The sequence below is a fragment of the Ignavibacteria bacterium genome (genome assembly GCA_016707005.1).
In the GTDB taxonomy this organism is placed as follows: domain Bacteria; phylum Bacteroidota; class Ignavibacteria; order Kapaibacteriales; family Kapaibacteriaceae; genus UBA10438.
In genome coordinates this window covers 20,924-42,048 of record JADJIQ010000001.1, presented here as the reverse complement: position 1 = coordinate 42,048, position 21,125 = coordinate 20,924, and the positions used below count along the sequence as shown (strand labels likewise).

Sequence of the window (21,125 nt, the reverse complement as noted above, 5' to 3'; positions counted from 1 at the left end):
GTTTTGTCATGCAAGATAACCAGACCCAATCCCCTATTCCCCCACCGCCTGGAGTTGGCTACGGTCCTCGCTGTCGTTCACGTTGGTGGATATCTGTTGCGGTGATCGGCGGTTTACTCGTGATCATCATCGTGGTCTTTGGTCTGTTCATGAACATGATCGTATCCAGCATTGACACCGAACCAAAAACAGTAGACGTCCGCGACAAATCTGTCCTCATCCTTGATCTGTCAGGGGGCTTGCCAGAATACAAACCGCAGATGGTGTTCAACTTTGGCGATGATGGTCCTTCCGGCCCGTCGCTGCTCGATGTGCTTGATGCGCTGAAGAAGGCAAAGACCGACGATAAGATCAAGGGACTGTACTTCCGCGCTGGCGGAATGGGCATCGGGATGGCCAAGCTCGCCGAGGTTCGTCAGGCCATCGTTGATTTCAAGACATCCGGCAAGTTCGTCTATGCCTTCATTGATGCGGGCACGAAGTCGCACTACTATTTGGCCTCCACTGCCGACTCCATCTTCATGCCGCAGGAAGGCATGTTGGAGTTCAATGCATTTGGTGCATCAGCCCCCTTCATGAAGGGCCTTTTTGACAAGATCGGTGTTACTTGGCACGTAGAACAGTTTGAAGAGTACAAGTCTGCAGCCGAGACCATGAGTCGCGACAATTGGTCAGCACCGGCCAAGGAAGAGATCCGCGCTCTCATCGCCCAACGCTCGGAGATGTTCATCAAGGCCGTTGCATCAGGAAGGAAGCTCAATGAATCTGACGTCCGCTCCCTCCTTGACGCTGGAATGTACGTTCCTGACTCGCTCAAGAAATACGGCCTCATCGATGGATTCGCACGTGAAGCAGAACTCAAGGAACGTATCCATCAGCGCCTCAACCCCGACGATTCAACCGACCATCCTTCTCTTCGCACGGTAACGATCTCTCAGTACATGAGATCCAAGGTCAAGTCAAACACGACCACGAGTGACAAGGGCATCGCCATTGTCTATGCCACCGGCGCGATCAGCTCCGGAAAGAACACCGACCCATTCGATGCGTCCGGCATCTATTCCAAAACACTCATTCGTGATCTCCGTGCAGCGCGTGATGATGATGATGTGGACGCCATCATCCTTCGTATCGACAGTCCGGGTGGCTCTGCCTACGGATCTGACGAGATCTGGGCAGAGATCCTCGAGATTCGCAAGACCAAGCCGGTCTATGCATCGATGAGCGACGTTGCGGCTTCTGGCGGGTACTACATCGCCATGGCCTGTGATACCATCATTGCCCACCCGTCAACGATCACCGGATCGATCGGTGTGATCATGGCCATTCCGAACTTCTCCGGCACTATGTCGAAGATCGGTGTTACGATGGACACCGTGTCGTTCGGGAAGTCATCGAACTTCCTCAACCCGCTCATGCCAAACACGGATGCCGACAAGAAGCAGTTCCGTTCACTCGGAGAAGGCATCTACCGCAGATTCGTTCAAAAAGTGGCCGATTCGCGCAAGAAGGACTTTGAATCAACACGCCTGCTTGCCCGCGGTCGTGTTTGGACTGGCGAAGCCGCAAAGAACGTAGGCCTTGTTGATGTAAGCGGCGGCCTTATCGATGCCATCAATCTCGTGAAGAAGCGTATCGGGGCGAGCGAGGGAGAAAACGTAGAGATCTCGTTCTACCCCGAGCGCGTAGACAACATCTCGGCCATCCTCAAGATCTTCGGCCTCAAAGACGAGGACGAGGACAACACCGAAGCCCGCTCTGCCGTAGCAAAACATGTGATGAATTCCATCACCGGCTCAGAGACCTCAACACAGCAACTCATGAAGTCGCTGCCAATCGGTCTCCGCCAACAGGTCCAGCACGCTGCCAAGCTCGCCGAGATCGGTCTCACCGAACATTCGATGGTGATGCTGCCGATGACGATACCGGTGGAGTAGTGAACAGCGAACGCAGAACAGCGAACGCAGAACAGCGAACGCAGAACAGCGAACGCAGAACAGTGAACGGTTAACAGAGAACAGCGAACGGTGAAGAGCGAACATTCGCTGTTCTCTGTTCGCTGTTCGCTATTTTTACGATATGGAACTCGAAACATTTCCGAATCCGCGGCCGGGACGCCGATTCACGATCACGCATGTAAACCCTGAATTCACATCGGTTTGCCCTATGACGGGGCTGCCGGATTTTGGGACCATCACCGTGCAGTATGTGCCGAATGAGGTCTGCGTAGAACTCAAGGCGCTGAAATATTACTACCTCGACTACCGCAACAGGGGCATTTTCTACGAAGCGGTCACGAATCAGATCCTTGATGATCTTGTTGGTGTCTGTGACCCATTGTGGATGAAGGTAACGGCTGAATGGAAGACCCGCGGTGGCATTCACAGCGTGATCGAAGCCGAACACACCAAGGCCTGATCTAATGCGAACAACGATCTCAAAACAGTTCCGTTGGGAAATGGGACATCGGTTGCCGTTTCATAACGGACTCTGCAAGAACATCCACGGTCATTCCTACGAAGCACATGTGATCCTCTCTGGTGAGCCTGATGCTCACGGGATGGTGATGGATTACTTCGATATGAAGCTCTTGATCCAAAAGAAGATCGATGAGCTCGATCATGCATTCTTGTGCGACACATCGGATACCGTTGTTCGGTCATTTCTCGAAGAGAACTCGATGAAGTCCGTCCTTGTTGAGTTTCCAACAACTGCCGAGAACATCGCACGGATGTTACTTGAGCATGTGATCTCACAACTCCCTGCCGGACATCGCGTGGACGCCGTTCGCGTCCGCGTGTTCGAAACGGAGAAGACCTTTGCAGAAGTGGAGAGTGCTGTATGAGTGTACGTGTTCGATTTGCCCCCTCCCCAACTGGCTTCCTTCATATCGGAAGTTTGCGGACAGCGCTCTATAACTACCTTTTTGCGAAACACCACGGCGGTGTTTGTATCCTTCGTATCGAAGACACAGACCGTACAAGGCTTGTGGAAGGGGCTATAGAGGAACAGATCTCTTCACTGGCATGGGCCGGTGTGACCTTTGACGAGGGTCCGCACGTTGGTGGTAACCACGGACCATACACGCAAAGTGAACGATTCGATCTCTACCGCACCTATGGCATGCAGCTGGTTGAGAACGGATCTGCCTATTACGCTTTTGATACATCGGAGGAGCTTGATGCCATGCGTGTGCGTCAGCAGGCCGCAGGTATCGCTCCGAAGTATGACCGATCAACGATGCGCAATCAGTTCACGCTTGGTGAACACGAAACACAACGACTGCTCGCTGAGAACGCCCAGCATGTGATACGTCTCAAGGTGCCATTGCATGTAGACGTACGCTTCCATGATGAGATCCGCGGCGATGTTGTATTTGCCGGCAGAGAGATCGATGATCAGATCCTGCTCAAGAGCGACGGCTTCCCTACGTATCACCTTGCGAATGTTGTGGATGACCATCTGATGGAGATCACCCACGTGATCCGCGCAGAAGAGTGGCTTCCGTCAACACCAAAACACGTTCTGCTCTATGAAGCATTTGGGTGGAAGGCTCCAACGTTTGCGCACGTCCCGCTGTTGCTCAATCCCGACCGTTCGAAGATGAGCAAACGTCATGGCGACGTGATGGTGCGCGACTTCCGTGAGAAGGGATTCTTCCCCGACGCACTCGTGAACTTTGTAGCCCTCTGCGGATGGAATCCGGGAACAGACCGCGAGATCTTTTCGCATGACGAGCTTATCGAAGCGTTCTCCCTAGAGCGTGTGAATAAGGCCGGAGCCGTGTTCGACTACAAGAAGCTCGACTGGATGAATGGCGAGTATCTAAAGTCGAGAGACCCCCATGAACTCGCCAGTGAACTCCTACCAGCGCTCACAGCCCGCGGATATCAGTACATCGAGCCGGCCTACGTGGCTGCTGTGATCGCACTCGTGCGAGAGCGTGTGCACTTCCTCAAGGACGTAACGGACTTTGCCGATTACCTCTTTGGAGATGTGCTCAGCCCCCTATCCGATGAACTTGCTGCATCGATCTCAGGGAACGATACACTACGTACGGCAGTCAAAACGTTTCGTGATGGGCTCAACGATGCCACGATCGCAGATCTCGATGCATTCAAGGGGCTTTCCCAGTCCGCTGCTGAATCTGCAGGATTGAAGATGGGTGCGTTCATGAAGCCCCTTCGACTGATCCTTACACATCGAGAGGTTGGGGCAGATCTTTTTGGTACGGTACACTTGCTTGGGGCTCAACGATGTTCGGTGCGGCTCGACTCCTTCCTTTCCTGATGATCCTTGCGGCATTGGCCGCTACGTCTTGTACAACGCCACGTCCGGACAAGGTGGCTCCATGCGTCACAGACCGTCAAGTGGACCTCGTCATTCGCTGGGGAACGGAACATGATTCGCTTGGAACAGTAGAACAATTCACCATGAATACGAAGGGTGAATTGTTTACCTACCGTGGGTCCATCGCAGAACGGGCCGACGGGGGCTACTCCTTGGCCGTGGAACAGTCCAAGTACTGCGATCTGGCCAAGGACGTGATGAGTTGTTTTCTTAAGACGCAGGCTTTGAACGTGCGCGGAACAAGGGCCAGATACATCGAATACCGCAACGTCCGCTCTGACGTATATTTACGGGCCGTATGGAACCCGGATCTGGAGACATTCCAGAGCCGTGACATGCGCGAACTCTATGACCAGCTGATGAAGCTGATTCCCCGCGATTGAACACCATGAAGATCCTCATCGTTGATGACAACCGTGATTTCTGTGCTACTCTAGCCGACGTTGTACGTGGCGAAGGGTGGAATGCGGAGATCCGCAACAGTCCCGAGCAAGCGCTCAGCTTCCTCGAAACAAGCAGTCGCGAGGTTGGTCTCATGTTGCTGGACATCGAGTTCGGCAGCGAATCCTCGATGACCGGTATCGACGTGCTTGGCAGATCCATCCGCGAATACCCGTCAATCCCGATCATCATGATCTCCGGTAAGGGGACCATTGAAACCGCCGTAAAGGCAACCAAGCTTGGCGCACTGAACTTCATCGATAAGTCGTCCCTTACCAATGACAGACTCGTTGCCGTTCTCACAAGCGCAATGGAACGCGTCAAGGCAGACTCCTCCAATGAAGAGCTGCGTCGCGTTGTTGAAGGTCAGGGCATCATCGGTCGCAGTGCCATCATGATGGAAGTGGCCGACAAGATCCTACGATACGGTCGCACAGACCTCAACGTCCTCATCACCGGTGAAACAGGTACAGGAAAGAAACTCGTTGCCCACGCCCTGCATGGCGTGAGCCGTCGTTCCAAACACCCGTTCATCACAGTAGACATTCCGAACATCCCCCGCGAGCTCTTCCAAAGCGAACTCTTCGGTCATATGAAGGGGGCGTTTTCTGGCGCCATGGATACCAAGCGCGGACTCTTCCACCAGGCACACAAGGGAACGTTGTTCATGGACGAGATCGGCGACATGCCGCTTGAGCTCCAGGCCAACCTCCTGTTGCCGATGGAACAGAAGGCAGTACGCAGAGTGGGATCGGTTGAGACAGAAGAAGTGGACATCCGATTTGTAAGTGCAACGGACCGCGACCTCATTGCCTCCATGGGTGATGGCAGGTTCCGTGAGCAACTCTATCACCGTTTGCGTGAGTGCGAGATCTACATCCCGTCACTCCGCGAGCGTATTGAAGACGTACCGCTCATCGTTGAGCATTACATCGCAAAGCACAACAAGGAGATGGGCGATCAGAAGACCGTGTCATCTGCCGCCGTTGAGTATCTCCAACAGTATCAATGGCCGGGCAACGTCCGCGAGCTCGCCAGTGTTCTGCGTGTAGCACTGCAGACCATGTCCAACGATCAGCTCGAGATCACCGATCTCCACCGCATCCTCAAGCGTTCTTCGTCACAGCCCATTCATCGCGTTGCCACCGCTGTAGGCGCTGTTGCCGCCGCCGCACCGCAACCCGTTGCAGCGTCTGCTCCCGCACCACAAGCCCCTTCTCATGAACCAGTCGCAACCAACGGCTCACAGATAGACCTTGGTGAGGACCGCTCCCTCAAGGACGATCTTGCGATGGTAGACAAGATGAAGATCGAGAAGACCCTCGAACGCACAAATGGCAACGTCTCCAAGGCGGCCGCCATCCTCGCCGTCAGCCGCGAAACCCTGCACAACAAGATCCGCAAGTATGGGATCGATGTGCATCGTTATCGGGCCTAACCGTTATGACAGTTATGACGGTATGACGGTATGACAGCCATGACGTCATAATCGTCATAATCGTCATATGAGTCATAACGTCATAAGACTCTTCGAGAGAGCTGTCTTAGCTGCACATGCAACGGCACATCATGCACGCGGATCATGTGAACCGGTGAATGCCATAGCAGTGCATGAGTGAGTGCGGTTGCTGCGTCGCGTTGGGCGGGGTCTTCGATGCCGGTGATGGTGCCGAGAAAGCGTTTACGCGAGATTCCAAGGACGATGCCATCTGAGAGATCGGCAAAGGCATCGAGATTGCGAAGAAGGGCAAGGTTGTGATCGAGGGTCTTGCCGAAGCCGATACCCGGATCGACGTAGATGGTTTTTACTCCGGCGGCGCGCGCTGCCTCCACACGTTGCGTGAGGTATTGGCGCACGTCTTGCACCACATCACCATACTGCGGGTCGTTCTGCATTGTCTGCGGATCTCCCAGCATGTGCATGAGGATGATAGGTGCATTGTACTCAACGGCGACGTCGAAGACCGTCGGGTCGTATGTTCCGGCGGTTACGTCGTTGATCATGTGTGCACCAGCCTGTAGTGCTTGACGTGCCACAATGGACTTATAGGTGTCCACGGAGATCTTGGCATTGGCGTTGGCTGCAATGATCTCGCGTACAACGGGGATCACGCGCCTGCTTTCCATGTCGACCGGAACGTGTGTTGCTCCGGGACGTGTGCTTTCTCCGCCAATATCAACCCAATCAGCCCCCTGCTCGATCATCAACAGTGCTCTATTGATGGCCACGTGCGGGTCATTGAACAACCCTCCGTCGGAAAACGAATCCGGGGTGATGTTCACAATGCCCATGATCTGGGGCTGTTGCATAGGTACTCCTAGTCGACGGGTGTCCAGGTGTCGTCAATGGTTGTTACCACAGCATCCAAACGGTCCATGGTGGAAGCGAGAGGAGTGATAAGGGGCAGGCGGTATTCCAGTGCGATGTGACCAAGCTTGTGAAGGATATACTTCACAGGCAATGGATTGGTCTCGATGAAGTTGGCCTTGTAGAATGGCATGAGATACATCTGGATCTCGCGCGCACGCAGCATGTTGTCGGCAAGGGCTGCATGGACGAGCGTCCCGAACACACGCGGCAGATAGTTCGAGATCACGGCGATGGTACCGGTTGCGCCACAGGCAATAGCGGGCAACGCCAGTGAATCATCACCGGCAAGAAGACTGAAATGCGACGGTGCGTGACGAATGATCTCGCACATCTGTTCGAGATTCGCTGATGCTTCCTTTGTTGCCACAACGTTTCCACATGTCTCTGCGATGGCAAGTTGTGTTTCTGGTCCAACGTTCTGGGCCGATCGTCCGGGAATATTGTAGATGATCTGTGGAAGATCAACGGCATCACTGATCGCACGGAAGTGTGCGAGCAAACCGTTGTGTGATGGCTTGTTGTAGTACGGTGTAACGAGCAACAGACCTTGCACGCCGCAGGCCTTTGCCGCTCGAGAGAGCTCGACAGTTGCGCGTGTGTCATTGGAGCCGGTACCGGCGATGATCGGTACGCGCCCCGAAACATGCTCAACTGCCGTGTTCCAGAGTTGGATCTTCTCCTGCGTGTTGAGCGTGGCGCCTTCGCCTGTTGAGCCGCAGACCACAATGCCGTCTACGCCGCCGTTGAGTTGCACATCGAGCAGACGTTTGAATGCTGGTATATCCAGGTCACCATCGGCGGTGAACGGAGTTACAACAGCAGTATGGAGTCCGGTAGTGATCATGTGTGTAGCGTCCTGCAGGAATTAGCCCTTGATGGAATGTCTCTTCACCAGATACTCACGCAGGGCCACATCGAACGGCATGTCTGTGGTCACGCGCATGTAGTCGATGTTCTGCATGTGACACCCACGTTTGAGTGTCTGACAGAATTCTTCAACGGCAGCGTGGTAGCTGTGTCTGATCTGATTGGGTTGTGTGGTGATCTCTGTGCCGGACTCCATGTCTCGGAACACGGCCGGAGCACCGAGGTTGAAGTCTACTTCACGTGGGTCCATCACGTGCATCACGAGCACATCATGTTGGTCGTGACGGAAATGTCGGAACGCCTGGAGGACTGTCTGCGGATCATCGAAGAGATCGCTGATGATCACAACAAGCCCCCTACGAGAGAGTCGCTCTGCTATATGGTGCAACGCAACTGCTGTCCCCGTAGTAGATGCAGGTGTGGCAGTATCCAATGCCCTGATGAGCTCTTGCACATACGACATCTTCGAGCGTGACGGCAAGAATGTCTGCACGTCTGTGTTGTACAGGGCAAGACCAGCAGCATCGCGTTGCTGCAAAACAAGGTACGAGAGTGCTGCTGCGAGATACGTAGCGTATTCGAATTTGGTGATGTTGCCCGGAGACGCGTAGTTCATCGAGGCACTCATGTCCACGCAGATCATGGCGCGGAGGTTGGTCTCGTCCTCGTATTGTTTTACGTAGAAACGATCGCTGCGACCGTAGATCTTCCAGTCGATACGTTTGAGTTCATCACCATGTCGGTACTGACGGTGCTCTGCGAACTCCGCACTAAAACCATGGAACGGTGAGCGGTGTAGACCCGTGATGAACCCTTCCACCACGAGGCGGGCGCGGATCTCCATGCTGCCGAGTTTGGCAACGGTCTCAGGCGTGAGATAGGTTTGGGGTTTGCTCATAGCGTCGGTGGATTCGACCGACGTACATCATTCGCCGTTGTTGCCCACGTTGAAATACGTGGCATGCAGCAAGGCAAAACGTACCAAGCCGGCAGCGTTGTTCACGCCGAGCTTGTCCATGATACGAGCGCGATGTGTTTCCACTGTCCGCGGACTGATGAAGAGCTTCTTTGCGATGTCTTGACTCGTAAGCCCCTTTGCCACAAGCGTAACGATCTCTTCTTCACGCTTGGTGAGAGTCACAGGGGGCTCATTTGTCTTCTGATCCTGTACCTTGCCTTCGAGAAGGTTGAGGATGGATCTGCTGAAGACACGTTCGCCGAGGATCACAGTACGAATGGCTGCAACGAGTTCTTCTGAGGTGACCTCTTTGGAGAGGTAGCCATCAGCGCCGGCATACATCGCACGTTCGATGGACTTTTCGTCCTCCGCAGCGCTGAGCATGATCACGCTGATCTCTTTCATCTCCGCCTTGATGCGCTGGGCCGCTTCGATCCCGGAGACGTTCGGCATGAGAACATCCAAAAGAACCACATCCGGCTTCTTTAACCGTGAGATTTCTAAGGCATGTGCACCGTCTACGGCTTCACCAATGATATCGATATCAGGAGCGATTGATAACAGCCTGCGGATTCCGATCCGCGAGATCTCGTGATCGTCTGCAATGATGACTTTGATCGGCATTGGCGTTCATGCTTTCGTGTGGTGCCACCTCGTGGTCCCTAAGGACCGTCCGCAAAAGTACGAACAGATATACTACTTCAGCATATCTACGTTCAGCTCTTCCGTAATGATACGGAGTTCAGCCATCCAGAGTGCTGCACTGGCGTCGCTGGGCATGCGCCAATCCGCCCTTGGAGAAAGGGCTACAGAGCCTACTTTGACGCCATCCGGCATACATGACCGCTTGAATTGATTGGCCATAAATCGCTTGAGGAACACCTCAAGCCACCCCAGGATCTGGCCTGCCCGGTATTTCTCACCGTAGGCCATACAGGCAAGGATGGCGATATTTCTCACCGGTTCGTGGAGGCGAATGAACCGATGCAGGAAGAAGTCGTGCACCTCATACGGACCTATAACATCTTCCGTTCGCTGGGTGATCTCTCCATTGGTTCCGGTTGGGAGGAGCTCCGGGGAGATCGGCGTATCCAGTACATCTCGAAGCACATTTGCCACGTCCTCCGCAGAGACATCGGCATACCACGAGATCAGGTGCTGAACAAGTGTCTTGGGAATACCGGCGTTGGGATTGTACATCGACATATGGTCGGCATTGTACGTGCTCCACCCCAGGGCGATCTCCGAGAGATCCCCCGTACCAACAACAATGCCACCTACCGTATTGGCCATGTCCATGAGGATCTGCGTGCGTTCTCTCGCTTGGGCATTCTCAAAGACAACGTTGGTATTCTCGGGATCGTGGGAGATATCAGAGAAGTGTGCATTGACGGCATCCGTGATCGGGATGTTGAAGAACGATGCCCCGAACGTAAGGCCAAGCTCCTGTGCATTCGATCGAGTTCGTTCCGTAGTGCCCAACCCGGGCATTGAGATGGCCACGATGTTCTCGTTGTCCCAGCCAAGTTTTTTACAGGCGAGTGAGCAGACGATCAACGCCAAGGTTGAATCAAGTCCACCCGAGATCCCAAGAACCATTGCCTTTGCATGGGACCGCTGAAGCCGAATAGCAAGGGCCGTAGCTTGCAAGGCGAGGATCTCTCCGCACCGCTCGGCACGGTCTCCGCGGTCAGCCGGGACAAATGGTGTTGGGTCAATGCGTCTTCGCACGTCCGTCTTGATCGTTCTGCGAACCGCTGTCTCCACTACACGATAGATACTTTCACTCAATTCTTGCGACCACGAAGTACCGTTGAGGCGTTCTCGTACGCAACGGTCTAGATCGACATCGGCAACAACAGAAGCCCCTTCCAAAACAAGGCGTTCTCCCTCAACAACTACATCTCCGCATTCGGCGATGAGGCAGTGTCCGCCAAAGACCATATCGGTGGTGCTCTCCGTAGGTCCGGCCGATGCATAGACATAGGCAGAATACGTTCGTGCAGATTGCATTCGCACGAGGTCGGATCGATACTGCGGTTTGCCAACGAGATCATTGCTGGCAGAGAGGTTCAGAATAAGGGTAGCTCCATCGCGGGCCATCTTTCCTGAAGGGGGCTCTATGGACCACAGATCTTCGCAGAGTTCTATGCCGATCGTGATGGATGGATTCTGAGCGTCGGTGATGAGAATGTCTGTGCCGAACGGCACTTCGGCATCACCAAGGAGAATGGTCTCGTCAACGGCATCACGACCGCTGGAGAACCATCGCAGGTCGTAGAACTCTTGTGTATTCGGAAGAAATGTCTTTGGGATACAGGCAAGGACATGTCCGTCTTGAACAACGGCCGCTACGTTATAGAGTCTGCCCGAATTCACGATCGGCAGGCCTACAACGAGAACCATCGGGACACCAGCACTCCAGCGTCGGATCTTGTCGAGTCCGGCACGGGCTCCGTCCAACAACGTTGGTTGACGGAATAGGTCACCGCACGTATAGCCCGTGATGCAGAGCTCGGGGAAGACCGCAACCTCTACGCCGTCTGCCGTTGCACGTTCTGCAACAGCAAGGATCTCTGCAACGTTCTCATCCACACCGGCTACGGAGACCCGTGGTGCAAAGGCTGCAACGCGGAGGTAGCCGAGTGATGTGATCAGGGAAGGATTCATCGAGCTGACTCCAGATACGCTGCCAACGTTCTTCGCATCTTTTGAATACCGCCGAGTTCGTCGAATGCTTTCTCGTCGGCTCTGTCCAGCCCCTTCTCCAACTTCTTCAATCTGGCTGCGCCTTCCTTTGTAAGCTCAACCGTACGTGCTCGTGAATCACGAGGATTGGTGGTGCGTTTGACCAGGCCATTGCTTTCTAGGATGCGGACATTCTTGGACATGGTCATCACGTCCAATCCTGCAAACCGCGCGATGTCCACCTGATTGGCCGGACCGTCTTCGTTATGCAAGGCCTGCGTAGAGACAAGGATCATTGTCTGGATCGCAGAGACCTTACAATCCTCGAACACCGCGTCTGCTGCCAGACGCCAGCGTGACGAGGCCAAGAGGAGCATTACGCCCGGACCTCGGAAGAACTTGGGTACGTCGTTGTCTGAGTGTTTCGCCATAGTCTACAAACCTATGGGTTTTCGGCATGGTGAATGCGGTTGACTAAACCTTTTCCGAGGTTCAATCGTTCTACGTCGTTCTATGAGATCCCTCCTCCTCGCAATCGCCCTCCTCATCTCAGCTAACCTCCTTTCCGCACAAGAACTTACAGATGTTCGCGGCAAAGTGGTAGATACCGATGATGATTCGCCCCTTGTTGGTGCCACGGTCCGACTTATCTCCGTAAAGGACACATCCATCGTGAAGGGGGCTTTTGCCGATCGCGAAGGAGCCTTTAAGGTGAAGGACGTTCCGCTTGGGGCGTACAAGATCTCCATCACCTACGTTGGATATCGAAAACAAGAGTCAACGACCTTTATCCGCTCCAACACGTCAACCCTAGGCACCTATCGTCTGAAGCGCGATACGGTGAACAATCGCGAAGTACAGGTAGAAGGCATGGCAATTCGAGCTGAAGTTCGCGGCGATACCATCGACTACAATGCATCGGCTTTTAAGACCAATGCCAATGCTTCGGCTGAAGATCTCGTTAAGAAGATGCCCGGCATCACCGTGGAGAACGGCACGATCAAGGCACAGGGCGAAGAACTCCGCAAGGTAACGGTAGACGGACGTGAGTTTTTTGGTGATGATGCCTCGGCTACGCTGAAGAATCTCCCTGCAGACATGGTAGATCGCGTGCAGGTCTATGATCGTGGTAGTGATCTTTCGATGTTCTCGGGGTTCGACGACGGCAACACGCAGAAGACCATGAACGTGGTCACAAAGAAGGACAAGCGCAACGGAGCATTCGGTCGCACGTACGGCGGCTATGGTACCGACCAACGATACTCAGCAGGTCTCACGGTAAACGACTTCCGAGAATCCCAGCGCCTAACCATCCTTGGCCTCTCCAACAATATCAACCAACAGAACTTTGCCTTCCAAGACATTCTTGGTGCAAGCGGTATGGGCGGCTCGCCGATGGGGCGCATGATGGGTCGGTTCGCCGGATCGGGAGCCGGCGGTTCCATGATGCGTATGACGGGTGGAGGCGGTGGTGGAGGTGGATCAAGCTTCTCCAACTTCTTTACCGGACAACAAGGTGGCATCAGCACAACAAACTCCCTTGGCTTGAATTACAGCGATCTGTTCGGCACAACCAATGTTTCCTCGAGTTACTTCTTCAATTACGCCGACAACGATCGCGAGACCACACTCGACCGAACGTACATCACGCCGTCTATCGCCGATCAGGCATATAGCGAACTCAATACGGCCAACACGTTGTCGCGTAATCATCGCTTCAATGCTCGGATCGAGTCAACGCTCGACTCCGCAAACGCTCTGATCATCTCCCCGCGAGTGGTCTACCAAAACTCCAATACGAACAGCATTGTTAAGGGGCTCACCAGTACCGATGCCGACACGCTCAATGCTACGAACACAGACAATAGCGGTACGAACGCCGGGTACACAGCCTCGGTGAGCACCACCTACCGTCACCTCTTCCCGGTCCGCGGTCGCTCTCTTGCTGCCACGTTCAACATCGACGGATCGAACCGCACAAACTCTTCTGCATTAACATCGCAGAATGCATTCTATACGGACCTCGATACCGTCTATACCCTTGATCAACGTTCAGATGGCGGGTCAACCGGACTCACCTTGGGTGGTCAACTGGCTTGGACCGAGCCCATTGGCGAGACAGACATGTTGCAGATCTCCTACGAGCCCAACTACACTCGCAACACGTCAACCAAAACCACGAACAGTCTCGACCCTTCTTCAGGAGAGTTCACACAGCTCGATACGATCCTGAGCAATACATACGAGAACACTTATCAAACGCACAGGGCCGGCGCATTGTATCGACTGCGCATGGAGAACACCATCATCACAGCCGGTGGTAACTATCAATACGCCGTGCTCGAGGGTATACAGCAGTTCCCTCAACAAGGCGACGTCTCGCGCACCTTTACCAACGTCTTGCCAACGTTGATGATCCAGCACAAGTTCTCGCAGCAGAGCAATCTTCGGATGTTCTACCGCACAAGTACATCAGCCCCCTCCATCACGCAACTTCAGAATGTGGTAGACAACTCCAATCCTGTGCAGTTGCGGATCGGCAATCCCAATCTCGCGCAGGAGTATTCTCACAGCTTCAACGCACGAGTGATGAATTCGAACTGGATGGCCGGTAAGACGATGTTCGGCGTATTGAATCTGAACTACACTGCCAATTACATCGGTACAGCCAACGTGATCACACAAAACGATTCCGTGATCGGCAATAACGTCGTTGTTGGTCCGGGCACACAGATCACAACCAACGTCAACCTCGAGGGTATGTGGAGTGCACGGGGCTTCTTCACCTACGGATTCCCTGTCTTCGGTGCGAATCTCAATCTCACCTCCGGCGTGAACTATACGCGCACCCCCGGACGTATCAACACAGAGACCAACTACGCCAACTCTACAACCGGCTCACTCGGGTTCTTCCTTGGCTCTGCGAACTCCGAAGACCTGGATGTTTCTGTTTCGTACAATGGCATGTATACGTGGGTAGCCAACACTTTGCAACGCACGGCCGACGATAACTACTTCAACCACGTTGCTTCATTGCGCGTGATCTGGAATATCGGAGCTATCGCCTGCAGCACGGATGTAAACAACACGCTGTACGAAGGACTCGGCACATCCTTTGATCGCATCTACACGGTATGGAATGCCGGCATCGGATATCGCTTCTTAGAGAATCGTGCCGCTGAGATCCGTCTCACCATCTTTGACATCCTGCGTCAGAACGACGCTATCAACCGCAGTGTGAACGACATCTCCATCGAGGACACACGCACGAACGCACTCACGCAATACGCCATGCTGACCTTCAGCTACGATCTAAAGGCGTTTGCGAAACAATAGCGCTATTCAACCACCATCCAATGAATGCGCGCAAATGTGGGCAGGAGCTGACTGCTGTTCACTGAAACAATACCCCGCTCACGATCGATCTCTCGGATGGCCAGGCAGGTAGGCGTTTCCCCTGCATGCTCTAGTGTGAGCATAACAACAGCGTTTTCAGGAATCGCTTCATCAACATGGATGTCGAACGTTCGACATTCCATTGGTGGACGATAGATGCCGCGTAGTTGTGCCTTCTTCTCTTGAACGTCCTGCACCACTACCTTGCCGCCACCAGCCGGCACCCACCGTTCTCCATCGCAGAAGTACAATCCCGGAGTTACGCCTGTTTCGCCATCTGTGGTCGAAAGATTATACACGATCATCCCTGCAGAGAAACTGCGAAGGGGCTTTGGGCTATCCGTTGAAATAAGCTTCAATCGTGGCAGCAGTATACCCTGCGTACTTGATGACACCTCAAACGCTGCATCGAGATTTGGCTTGTCAGTACTCGTCCCGTCGCTGATAGATATCTGTGCTGAAAGAGGTGGGCTCAAAAGCAGGAGCAGAAGCAGAAGAAAGGCGAAGGGGCGAAGGGGCGAAGGGGCTGTTTTCATGGATGCTCCTTTACGACGACAATGATCGTTCTTTGCAAAAAGGAAACGAGATCTATATGCGTAACATAGTCAATATCTCGCCCTTCCGTCATTCTGTCATTACGTCACGAGCTGCTTCAGGCATCGCTTCGTGCGTCTCCATATTCGCCGGACTTCTCGTCTACCAAGGAGGGCTATGGCCAGCAGAACGCCGATCTCCGGTATTCCAAGAGCGAGGAGAGCAGAGAGCACGCTCTTGACCGCGACGGACATATCCGTCATCCATACGAATGGAATTGTAAGAGGAGCGAGCTGGAACAAAACGAGGACAGCAACTCCTGCTGCGTACCGTGTACTTCGTGATACGATCGGCATACCTATAAACGCACGATCTGGCCGATGTACTCGCCGCGCATTGTGCGAAGCACCCATGACCCTCGCGCTACGTCGCGCATATCTACTTCGCCGGAGAACACGTTGCAGGTAACTGTTGAACCGATCGCATCAGTGAGCATCACTCTGTTTTCACCCAAATATTTGTCGGCCAGTCTACATCTCTCCAACACCGGATTCGGAAACACCGTCACTCCGTCATATCTGTCATAATTGTCATAACCGTCATAATCAGTCGACGTTGTGTACCTCGGCCCCACAAACACCATCCATCGCCCCTTGCCTGATGATCTTCGTGCAATGGCCGACGGATCGCCGCCGCGAATACCAAGCGAGAGATACTGGCCCCACGAGCCAAAGCCGATGTAGGGGGCTCTCCACAACATCGGACCACTCCCGTAGAACTTGAGTGTCCCCTCCTCATCGATCATCATGTTGCCGGTCCAGTTGTGTTGATTGTCTGAAGGGATGTCCTGCATGCGAGTGAAGTTCAGGCCATCCAAACTCGAAGCCTGATACGCACCATCTTGCGGAGCGCCGATGGGAGCTGTAAGCAGCCATGTGTTATTTGAGAACATCACGGCGGGGTCGATCACCGGACGTGTTTCATTGTCGAAGCGAGCACCCGGCTCAAAGCGGTAGTGAATACCATCCGTCCCAACAGCAGAGTAGGTGTTGACAAGCGAGTCGAGTCCACCCATTGGCATTCGTACGCTCGACGAAAAGTAGATCCGAATACTATCCTTGAAACTCACGAGCGTAGGATCGAACGGTCGTTGATATCCGGTAGGAAGCCCATCGATCACGATCGGCACCGGCTGCGTCCACGATACGCCATCATCTGTACTCATCTTCACCGCCACCCTATCCCATGTAGGAGTATTACGGGGCTCCCTAAACCATTGAAATGCACACAAGAGAGTATCAGACGTTCCTCTACGGATCACACTTGGCACACCGGCAGAATCTTGAAAGATCCGAGGTGTGGAGAACACATCCGGCGCTGTTTCTTCGGCCCACATGAGTGGACTGTTCCACGGTCCGTTGTCTTGGGCAACAAGCGTTGTTCCAACGAAGAGATGGAAGATCAAGACTATGTATCGAGTGCTCATATCACCGTGGATCATCTTCATGCTCTCCGTCGAGGAACTTCTGTGAGTTGCGGTTCCGAACCTTTCAGAGAGGCGAGTTGTCGTAAACTCTCTCGTTCGATTAGACTAGCAAGTGCCGTATGAATCAAGGTCGAATGATCACTGATTCCACTTAGTCGGCGAGCCTTCTCAAGAAGCTTTTCATCAATATGTAGGGAAGTTCTCATTGGCTGACTCCTAAGGCAATTTCTCTACTGTAATTCTCGGAATAATGAGCCGAGTTGGCTTGGAAGATATCCGAATAAATCCAAAGGTCTCGTACCACTGTGCTGCCTTCTCATCAAAAGCGTCTACAACAACCACAGCCCATCCCAAACCAAGTTCTTTTGATCTCTTCAAGGCGTCGATCAATAGTAGGCTCCCCTTGCCCTGACCTTGAAAACGTTGGTCTACTGCCAGTTGGCCGATCAATACGGCAGGTATTGGAATCTCTGATGGAAGTCCGCGTGTTACGGCAACCTTGGCAACCTCAGCTGTGACTGAAGTCGCACTTAGCGTGTAGAATCCACTGACGTCGCTTTCAGTGTCCCCCTCCAATATCCAACATGTTGCCAGACCCTTCTTCGTGAATTGTCTTGCACGTTGTCGAAGAAAGGAATTGATCTCAACAATGCCACAATCGAAAGATACCCTATCGTGTGTCTCTGGATCGAAAGCAACAGTGATCACTTTACACGCGCATCGATTTGTCGTTGTTCGATTTGGCGATATGCATGGGCGGCATTTCTCAGCCGCTCATTTGGTTCTGCGTCTGCAAGAAGTAGTGCACGTAGACGCGAAAAATCGTCGCGGGTAAGTGTAATCGTCTCAGATTCCTCTAGATCAATGTAGCGGATGTAAAAATCAATCGCTTTCTTGATGAACTCTGAGCTTGACATTTTATGCTTTTTCGAAATCTCACCGACTCTTGTTTTAGCGGCCGAATCGATTCGAATGGCTATTCGTTCCGTGGCTTGCATGATGCTTACTCCTTTGTACGTACATTGTACCAACAATATAGCACAATCGTTCTGACTTACAAGTCGCAGTGTTTACTTACACCACAACCTTCTTCCAGCTCCCCCTGGAGAAGAGCCACAGCGTAAATAATCCCACAGATGTCTCGGAGATGAAGGCTGCCCAGAACACTCCTGAATGTGCCATGGAGTATTTGATGGCGAGCACATATCCCAATGGTATCTGCAGACACCAGAAGAAGCCGATGTTGATGAACGTTGGGGTGCGCGTGTCTCCTGCTCCGTTGAATGCTTGAACAGCCACCATCCACCATCCGTACACAACGAATGAATACGAGAGGATCGTTAGCCATTCTGCGCCGATCGATACTACTCGGGGATCTTTGGTGAACTGTCCGATAAGGGGCTCGGGAAACAAGAAGAACACCACCGACACCACAGCCAGATAGACCATGTTGTACATGCCGGTCTTCCACACTGCCGACTCAGCTCTATCCGGACTCCCTGCTCCCAGGTTTTGGCCAACCAGTGTTGCAGCTGCATTACTCATCCCCCACGCGGGCATGAGGCAGAACATCATGATGCGAATGGCGATCGTTGAAGCACTCACGGCATCGGTCCCAACAGATGCGAGGATGCGCAAGAGGAAGATCCACGCCGTCATGCCAACAAGCATCTGACCTATTCCGCCGATAGACGTGCGGAGGATCGCGACCATAGACTTGATGTTGAGAACAACATTCTCCCGTGTCAGTCGCAGGTGTTTACTGCCGTTAAAGAGTACCCAAAACTGGAACGCTACTCCGCATCCCCTACCGATAGTGGTTGCCATACCAGCCCCCTCCACTCCAAAGGCAGGGATTGGTCCCCAGCCAAAAATCAGCAGAGGATCGAGGACGAGGTTTATGCCATTTGCCAGCCACAATACCTTCATGGCAATCGATGCATCACCGGCACCACGAAAGATGGCGTTGATCACAAAGAGCAGCATGATCACTACATTGCCCCCTAACATCCAGCGTGTGAAGGCCGGACCCGTAGCGAGGACATTGGCATCGGCTCCCATGAGGGCAAGGAGCTCTGGAGCGTAGATGAGACCGATCACGGCGATCGGAGCGGAGATTACGATCGAAGCAATGATGGCCTGTACCGCAGTAGTTGCTGCTTCATCGGTATGTTTTTCTCCGATTCGTCGGGCGATGATCGCTGTTACGGACATGGCAAGCCCCATACCAACAGCATAGACGATGAAAAGGAATGACTCCGTTAGCCCAACTGTTGCAACAGCCGTGCTCCCGAGTTTTCCGACAAAGAAGATGTCGACCAGCGCGAACGTAGACTCCATCACCAGCTCCAACACCATCGGAACGGCAAGGAGCACTATGGCTTTACGAAGAGGGATCGTGGTGTAATCCGCATCTGTACCGGCTATTGCATCGCGTAGTTCACGTAGCATAAACGTCTCGATAAAGGGAAGTGAATCTTGAACTCAACACAGCTGTGTATGCAACCTTATACTCTTCCGGAAGAAAACTTGCTGATACCATTTCTGTCCAAACCTTCAGCTTATCACTGAACTTTTCCAGAATGCCTTCTTGTTGTTTTGAAGTAAGACCCATTGTGGTGAAGCCCTTCTCAAAATGTTTACCATTGAGTTTTGACTTGTGTCCATTGAGCGGGAGTGCAAGCTCTTCTGTGTCAGAGGGCATAAGGATCGACGTATTCACTAGGTCATACGCCGGTGCTAGAACAAACGCGTTTCCTTGCAGCTGAATGAGTGAGAAGTTCTTGAGGTGCATGTCTGCATTGCCCGTAAGGTAGCAGAACACCAGAAGTTCAGCGAACCGAACAAGATCAAGTCCGGGCTGATGGCTGTACTTTGTGATAGCCTTTCCAACCTGTTCGTATGAGCCCTTGTATTTGTCTTCCGTGAGTCGTTCTGTGAGTTGACACATGTCTTCCATATGGAGCACACCTTTTCGAATCCGATCGATCCGTCGAGTGATATACGCCAACTCACCCGAGGCAAGTCGCACAAGACTATGTGGAACAACAGGCACGTTGGCGACTTCTGCCAAATGCATTGTGAGGTCTTCTACTTCAGGCAGGTACGGGTAGCGTTTATTCTGTGGTTTGAGGATGAAGTCGCCGTTAAGGCCAACAACAGTGAGCCGTTCATGTCCATGTACTTCGCTTCGTTTCTTCTGGGTAGACAAAGAGAGCTTGGGCTGTACGCCTCCAACTGCTTCTCGTGTTCGTACAAATCGTTCTGCCAGTTCTTGAAGCTGACGTTCTGAGAATTCGATCTCAGGGGGCTCTGGTTTTCCGAAGAACTTCCGTGAGCAGGCCGCATGGAAGTCTGGCCCAGCGTCAGGAATTTCTTTGTAGCAATAGAGGCATCGATTGATGTCGAGCGTCATTCCATCTCCTCTTCAGGAAGTACACTCACCGCACCGATCGTTTCTCGACAGCTTACAAGTAGCAAGCCCATTCGGTCTCGTTGATTCACCTTCCACACATTCTCCACGTGTGCCAGTAGCCATCCTTCCGGGATCAATCCATCGAAGAAGGCAAAGAGTACGTTACTGTGATAGGGTTCAGATCGACACGGCAGTGTCTTGCTTATCGCCACAGGTTCCGTGGACGATAGATACGCCTCATCATAGGCAAAGAGATACCCAGACGCATCTTCAACAAGTCTGCCTGCTCGTGTTCCAGCGAAGTAGATCTGTGCGCTACGCATCGTTGTGCCTCACTACTCCAAGCTCGCACCCAAACATCAATAGCACCTGGTTCACTTTGTCCAGTCGGAGGGTCTTCTTTCCGCTCTCCAGTTCACGCACAAACCTATACCCCACACCAGCCATACGGGCCAGATCAGACTGTGTGAGTCCGTTTCGTTTGCGCTGTTCTTTTACAAACATCGCAACGGTTGGTTGTTCAGGTTCCATGGAACCAAATGTAGCTATTTACACGAGAAAACATACCCTTTCGGGTACATTTTCTTCAGATAACGTCATTTTCGCCCCGTTCGGGTAC

23 protein-coding genes are annotated in these 21,125 nt (G+C 53.1%); 7 read left to right on the top strand and 16 right to left on the bottom strand.

What is annotated here, in order from left to right; all coding sequences use genetic code 11:
• Nucleotides 1-101 precede the first annotated feature (101 nt).
• From sppA to IPI29_00210, 6 genes are all read left to right on the top strand, one after another.
• A complete protein-coding gene (gene sppA / locus IPI29_00235) occupies nucleotides 102-1,937 on the top strand; it encodes a signal peptide peptidase SppA (GenBank protein MBK7410976.1) in 1,836 nt (611 codons plus the stop codon).
• A 142-nt stretch (nucleotides 1,938-2,079) separates the two neighbouring features.
• Nucleotides 2,080-2,418: an NADPH-dependent 7-cyano-7-deazaguanine reductase QueF gene (gene queF / locus IPI29_00230; protein MBK7410975.1), complete on the top strand. Its 339-nt coding sequence runs from the start codon at nucleotides 2,080-2,082 to the stop codon at nucleotides 2,416-2,418.
• A 4-nt stretch (nucleotides 2,419-2,422) separates the two neighbouring features.
• Nucleotides 2,423-2,845 (top strand): 6-pyruvoyl tetrahydropterin synthase family protein, encoded by a 423-nt coding sequence (locus IPI29_00225; GenBank protein ID MBK7410974.1) that lies wholly within the window; start codon nucleotides 2,423-2,425, stop codon nucleotides 2,843-2,845.
• Nucleotides 2,842-4,290 (top strand): glutamate--tRNA ligase, encoded by a 1,449-nt coding sequence (locus tag IPI29_00220; protein ID MBK7410973.1) that lies wholly within the window; start codon nucleotides 2,842-2,844, stop codon nucleotides 4,288-4,290. Before IPI29_00225 ends, IPI29_00220 begins: the two co-directional genes overlap by 4 nt.
• Nucleotides 4,290-4,733 carry a hypothetical protein gene (locus IPI29_00215; GenBank protein ID MBK7410972.1) on the top strand — a complete coding sequence of 148 codons (444 nt, stop codon included), beginning with the start codon at nucleotides 4,290-4,292 and terminating at the stop codon, nucleotides 4,731-4,733. The genes IPI29_00220 and IPI29_00215 overlap by 1 nt, the downstream gene beginning before the upstream one ends.
• A 5-nt stretch (nucleotides 4,734-4,738) precedes the next feature.
• Nucleotides 4,739-6,229 carry a sigma-54-dependent Fis family transcriptional regulator gene (locus IPI29_00210; GenBank protein ID MBK7410971.1) on the top strand — a complete coding sequence of 497 codons (1,491 nt, stop codon included), beginning with the start codon at nucleotides 4,739-4,741 and terminating at the stop codon, nucleotides 6,227-6,229.
• A gap of 80 nt (nucleotides 6,230-6,309) precedes the next feature.
• Here the strand turns inward: IPI29_00210 and folP are convergent, their stop codons facing one another.
• The 6 genes from folP to IPI29_00180 form a co-directional block, all read right to left on the bottom strand.
• Nucleotides 6,310-7,101, bottom strand: coding sequence for a dihydropteroate synthase (folP, locus tag IPI29_00205; protein MBK7410970.1), 792 nt, complete (start codon nucleotides 7,099-7,101; stop codon nucleotides 6,310-6,312).
• An 8-nt stretch (nucleotides 7,102-7,109) separates the two neighbouring features.
• On the bottom strand, nucleotides 7,110-8,006 hold the full coding sequence (locus IPI29_00200) for a 4-hydroxy-tetrahydrodipicolinate synthase (protein ID MBK7410969.1): 897 nt from the start codon (nucleotides 8,004-8,006) through the stop codon (nucleotides 7,110-7,112).
• Between the two features lie 21 nt (nucleotides 8,007-8,027).
• Nucleotides 8,028-8,927, bottom strand: a complete 900-nt coding sequence (locus IPI29_00195; GenBank protein MBK7410968.1) for a DUF58 domain-containing protein — start codon at nucleotides 8,925-8,927, stop codon at nucleotides 8,028-8,030.
• 27 nt (nucleotides 8,928-8,954) lie between these two features.
• Complete coding sequence (locus tag IPI29_00190; GenBank protein ID MBK7410967.1) at nucleotides 8,955-9,611, bottom strand: response regulator transcription factor; 657 nt, start codon at nucleotides 9,609-9,611, stop codon at nucleotides 8,955-8,957.
• Between the two features lie 72 nt (nucleotides 9,612-9,683).
• On the bottom strand, nucleotides 9,684-11,657 hold the full coding sequence (locus IPI29_00185; protein MBK7410966.1) for an NAD(+) synthase: 1,974 nt from the start codon (nucleotides 11,655-11,657) through the stop codon (nucleotides 9,684-9,686).
• The gene (locus tag IPI29_00180; protein ID MBK7410965.1) at nucleotides 11,654-12,106 is read right to left on the bottom strand and encodes a MarR family transcriptional regulator; all 453 of its coding nucleotides are present in this window, start codon (nucleotides 12,104-12,106) and stop codon (nucleotides 11,654-11,656) included. The genes IPI29_00185 and IPI29_00180 overlap by 4 nt, the downstream gene beginning before the upstream one ends.
• An 82-nt stretch (nucleotides 12,107-12,188) precedes the next feature.
• On the opposite strand from IPI29_00180, the gene IPI29_00175 reads away from it, so the two are divergent.
• Nucleotides 12,189-15,011 carry a TonB-dependent receptor gene (locus IPI29_00175; protein ID MBK7410964.1) on the top strand — a complete coding sequence of 941 codons (2,823 nt, stop codon included), beginning with the start codon at nucleotides 12,189-12,191 and terminating at the stop codon, nucleotides 15,009-15,011.
• Nucleotides 15,012-15,013: 2 nt separating this feature from the next.
• Here the strand turns inward: IPI29_00175 and IPI29_00170 are convergent, their stop codons facing one another.
• From IPI29_00170 to IPI29_00125, 10 genes are all read right to left on the bottom strand, one after another.
• The gene (locus IPI29_00170) at nucleotides 15,014-15,607 is read right to left on the bottom strand and encodes a hypothetical protein (GenBank protein ID MBK7410963.1); all 594 of its coding nucleotides are present in this window, start codon (nucleotides 15,605-15,607) and stop codon (nucleotides 15,014-15,016) included.
• Between the two features lie 99 nt (nucleotides 15,608-15,706).
• Nucleotides 15,707-15,961 (bottom strand): hypothetical protein, encoded by a 255-nt coding sequence (locus IPI29_00165; protein ID MBK7410962.1) that lies wholly within the window; start codon nucleotides 15,959-15,961, stop codon nucleotides 15,707-15,709.
• A gap of 2 nt (nucleotides 15,962-15,963) precedes the next feature.
• On the bottom strand, nucleotides 15,964-17,112 hold the full coding sequence (locus IPI29_00160; GenBank protein MBK7410961.1) for an exo-alpha-sialidase: 1,149 nt from the start codon (nucleotides 17,110-17,112) through the stop codon (nucleotides 15,964-15,966).
• Nucleotides 17,109-17,297 (bottom strand): type II toxin-antitoxin system VapB family antitoxin, encoded by a 189-nt coding sequence (locus IPI29_00155; GenBank protein MBK7410960.1) that lies wholly within the window; start codon nucleotides 17,295-17,297, stop codon nucleotides 17,109-17,111. Before IPI29_00155 ends, IPI29_00160 begins: the two co-directional genes overlap by 4 nt.
• Before the next feature lie 10 nt (nucleotides 17,298-17,307).
• Nucleotides 17,308-17,799 carry a GNAT family N-acetyltransferase gene (locus IPI29_00150; protein MBK7410959.1) on the bottom strand — a complete coding sequence of 164 codons (492 nt, stop codon included), beginning with the start codon at nucleotides 17,797-17,799 and terminating at the stop codon, nucleotides 17,308-17,310.
• A complete protein-coding gene (locus IPI29_00145; GenBank protein ID MBK7410958.1) occupies nucleotides 17,796-18,089 on the bottom strand; it encodes a DUF1778 domain-containing protein in 294 nt (97 codons plus the stop codon). Before IPI29_00145 ends, IPI29_00150 begins: the two co-directional genes overlap by 4 nt.
• Before the next feature lie 76 nt (nucleotides 18,090-18,165).
• The gene (locus tag IPI29_00140; protein MBK7410957.1) at nucleotides 18,166-19,542 is read right to left on the bottom strand and encodes an MATE family efflux transporter; all 1,377 of its coding nucleotides are present in this window, start codon (nucleotides 19,540-19,542) and stop codon (nucleotides 18,166-18,168) included.
• The gene (locus IPI29_00135; protein ID MBK7410956.1) at nucleotides 19,532-20,506 is read right to left on the bottom strand and encodes a HipA domain-containing protein; all 975 of its coding nucleotides are present in this window, start codon (nucleotides 20,504-20,506) and stop codon (nucleotides 19,532-19,534) included. The genes IPI29_00140 and IPI29_00135 overlap by 11 nt, the downstream gene beginning before the upstream one ends.
• Nucleotides 20,503-20,829: a HipA N-terminal domain-containing protein gene (locus IPI29_00130; GenBank protein ID MBK7410955.1), complete on the bottom strand. Its 327-nt coding sequence runs from the start codon at nucleotides 20,827-20,829 to the stop codon at nucleotides 20,503-20,505. The genes IPI29_00135 and IPI29_00130 overlap by 4 nt, the downstream gene beginning before the upstream one ends.
• Entirely contained in the window at nucleotides 20,822-21,037 is a 216-nt protein-coding gene (locus IPI29_00125) for a helix-turn-helix transcriptional regulator (protein ID MBK7410954.1), read from the bottom strand. Before IPI29_00125 ends, IPI29_00130 begins: the two co-directional genes overlap by 8 nt.
• Nucleotides 21,038-21,125: the final 88 nt, after the last annotated feature.

Excerpts from the sequence above, each read along its gene's own strand:
- IPI29_00135 (MBK7410956.1), bottom strand. The coding sequence starts at position 20,506 with ATGACGCTCGACATCAATCGATGCCTCTATTGCTACAAAGAAATTCCT.
- IPI29_00190 (MBK7410967.1), bottom strand. The coding sequence starts at position 9,611 with ATGCCGATCAAAGTCATCATTGCAGACGATCACGAGATCTCGCGGATC.
- IPI29_00175 (MBK7410964.1), top strand. The coding sequence starts at position 12,189 with ATGAGATCCCTCCTCCTCGCAATCGCCCTCCTCATCTCAGCTAACCTC.
- IPI29_00145 (MBK7410958.1), bottom strand. The coding sequence starts at position 18,089 with ATGCAAGCCACGGAACGAATAGCCATTCGAATCGATTCGGCCGCTAAA.
- IPI29_00220 (MBK7410973.1), top strand. The coding sequence starts at position 2,842 with ATGAGTGTACGTGTTCGATTTGCCCCCTCCCCAACTGGCTTCCTTCAT.
- IPI29_00125 (MBK7410954.1), bottom strand. The coding sequence starts at position 21,037 with ATGGAACCTGAACAACCAACCGTTGCGATGTTTGTAAAAGAACAGCGC.
- queF (MBK7410975.1), top strand. The coding sequence starts at position 2,080 with ATGGAACTCGAAACATTTCCGAATCCGCGGCCGGGACGCCGATTCACG.
- IPI29_00225 (MBK7410974.1), top strand. The coding sequence starts at position 2,423 with ATGCGAACAACGATCTCAAAACAGTTCCGTTGGGAAATGGGACATCGG.
- IPI29_00210 (MBK7410971.1), top strand. The coding sequence starts at position 4,739 with ATGAAGATCCTCATCGTTGATGACAACCGTGATTTCTGTGCTACTCTA.
- IPI29_00195 (MBK7410968.1), bottom strand. The coding sequence starts at position 8,927 with ATGAGCAAACCCCAAACCTATCTCACGCCTGAGACCGTTGCCAAACTC.
- IPI29_00160 (MBK7410961.1), bottom strand. The coding sequence starts at position 17,112 with ATGAAGATGATCCACGGTGATATGAGCACTCGATACATAGTCTTGATC.
- IPI29_00180 (MBK7410965.1), bottom strand. The coding sequence starts at position 12,106 with ATGGCGAAACACTCAGACAACGACGTACCCAAGTTCTTCCGAGGTCCG.
- IPI29_00200 (MBK7410969.1), bottom strand. The coding sequence starts at position 8,006 with ATGATCACTACCGGACTCCATACTGCTGTTGTAACTCCGTTCACCGCC.
- IPI29_00130 (MBK7410955.1), bottom strand. The coding sequence starts at position 20,829 with ATGCGTAGCGCACAGATCTACTTCGCTGGAACACGAGCAGGCAGACTT.
- IPI29_00170 (MBK7410963.1), bottom strand. The coding sequence starts at position 15,607 with ATGAAAACAGCCCCTTCGCCCCTTCGCCCCTTCGCCTTTCTTCTGCTT.
- IPI29_00155 (MBK7410960.1), bottom strand. The coding sequence starts at position 17,297 with ATGAGAACTTCCCTACATATTGATGAAAAGCTTCTTGAGAAGGCTCGC.
- folP (MBK7410970.1), bottom strand. The coding sequence starts at position 7,101 with ATGCAACAGCCCCAGATCATGGGCATTGTGAACATCACCCCGGATTCG.
- IPI29_00215 (MBK7410972.1), top strand. The coding sequence starts at position 4,290 with ATGATCCTTGCGGCATTGGCCGCTACGTCTTGTACAACGCCACGTCCG.
- IPI29_00185 (MBK7410966.1), bottom strand. The coding sequence starts at position 11,657 with ATGAATCCTTCCCTGATCACATCACTCGGCTACCTCCGCGTTGCAGCC.
- IPI29_00165 (MBK7410962.1), bottom strand. The coding sequence starts at position 15,961 with ATGCCGATCGTATCACGAAGTACACGGTACGCAGCAGGAGTTGCTGTC.
- IPI29_00140 (MBK7410957.1), bottom strand. The coding sequence starts at position 19,542 with ATGCTACGTGAACTACGCGATGCAATAGCCGGTACAGATGCGGATTAC.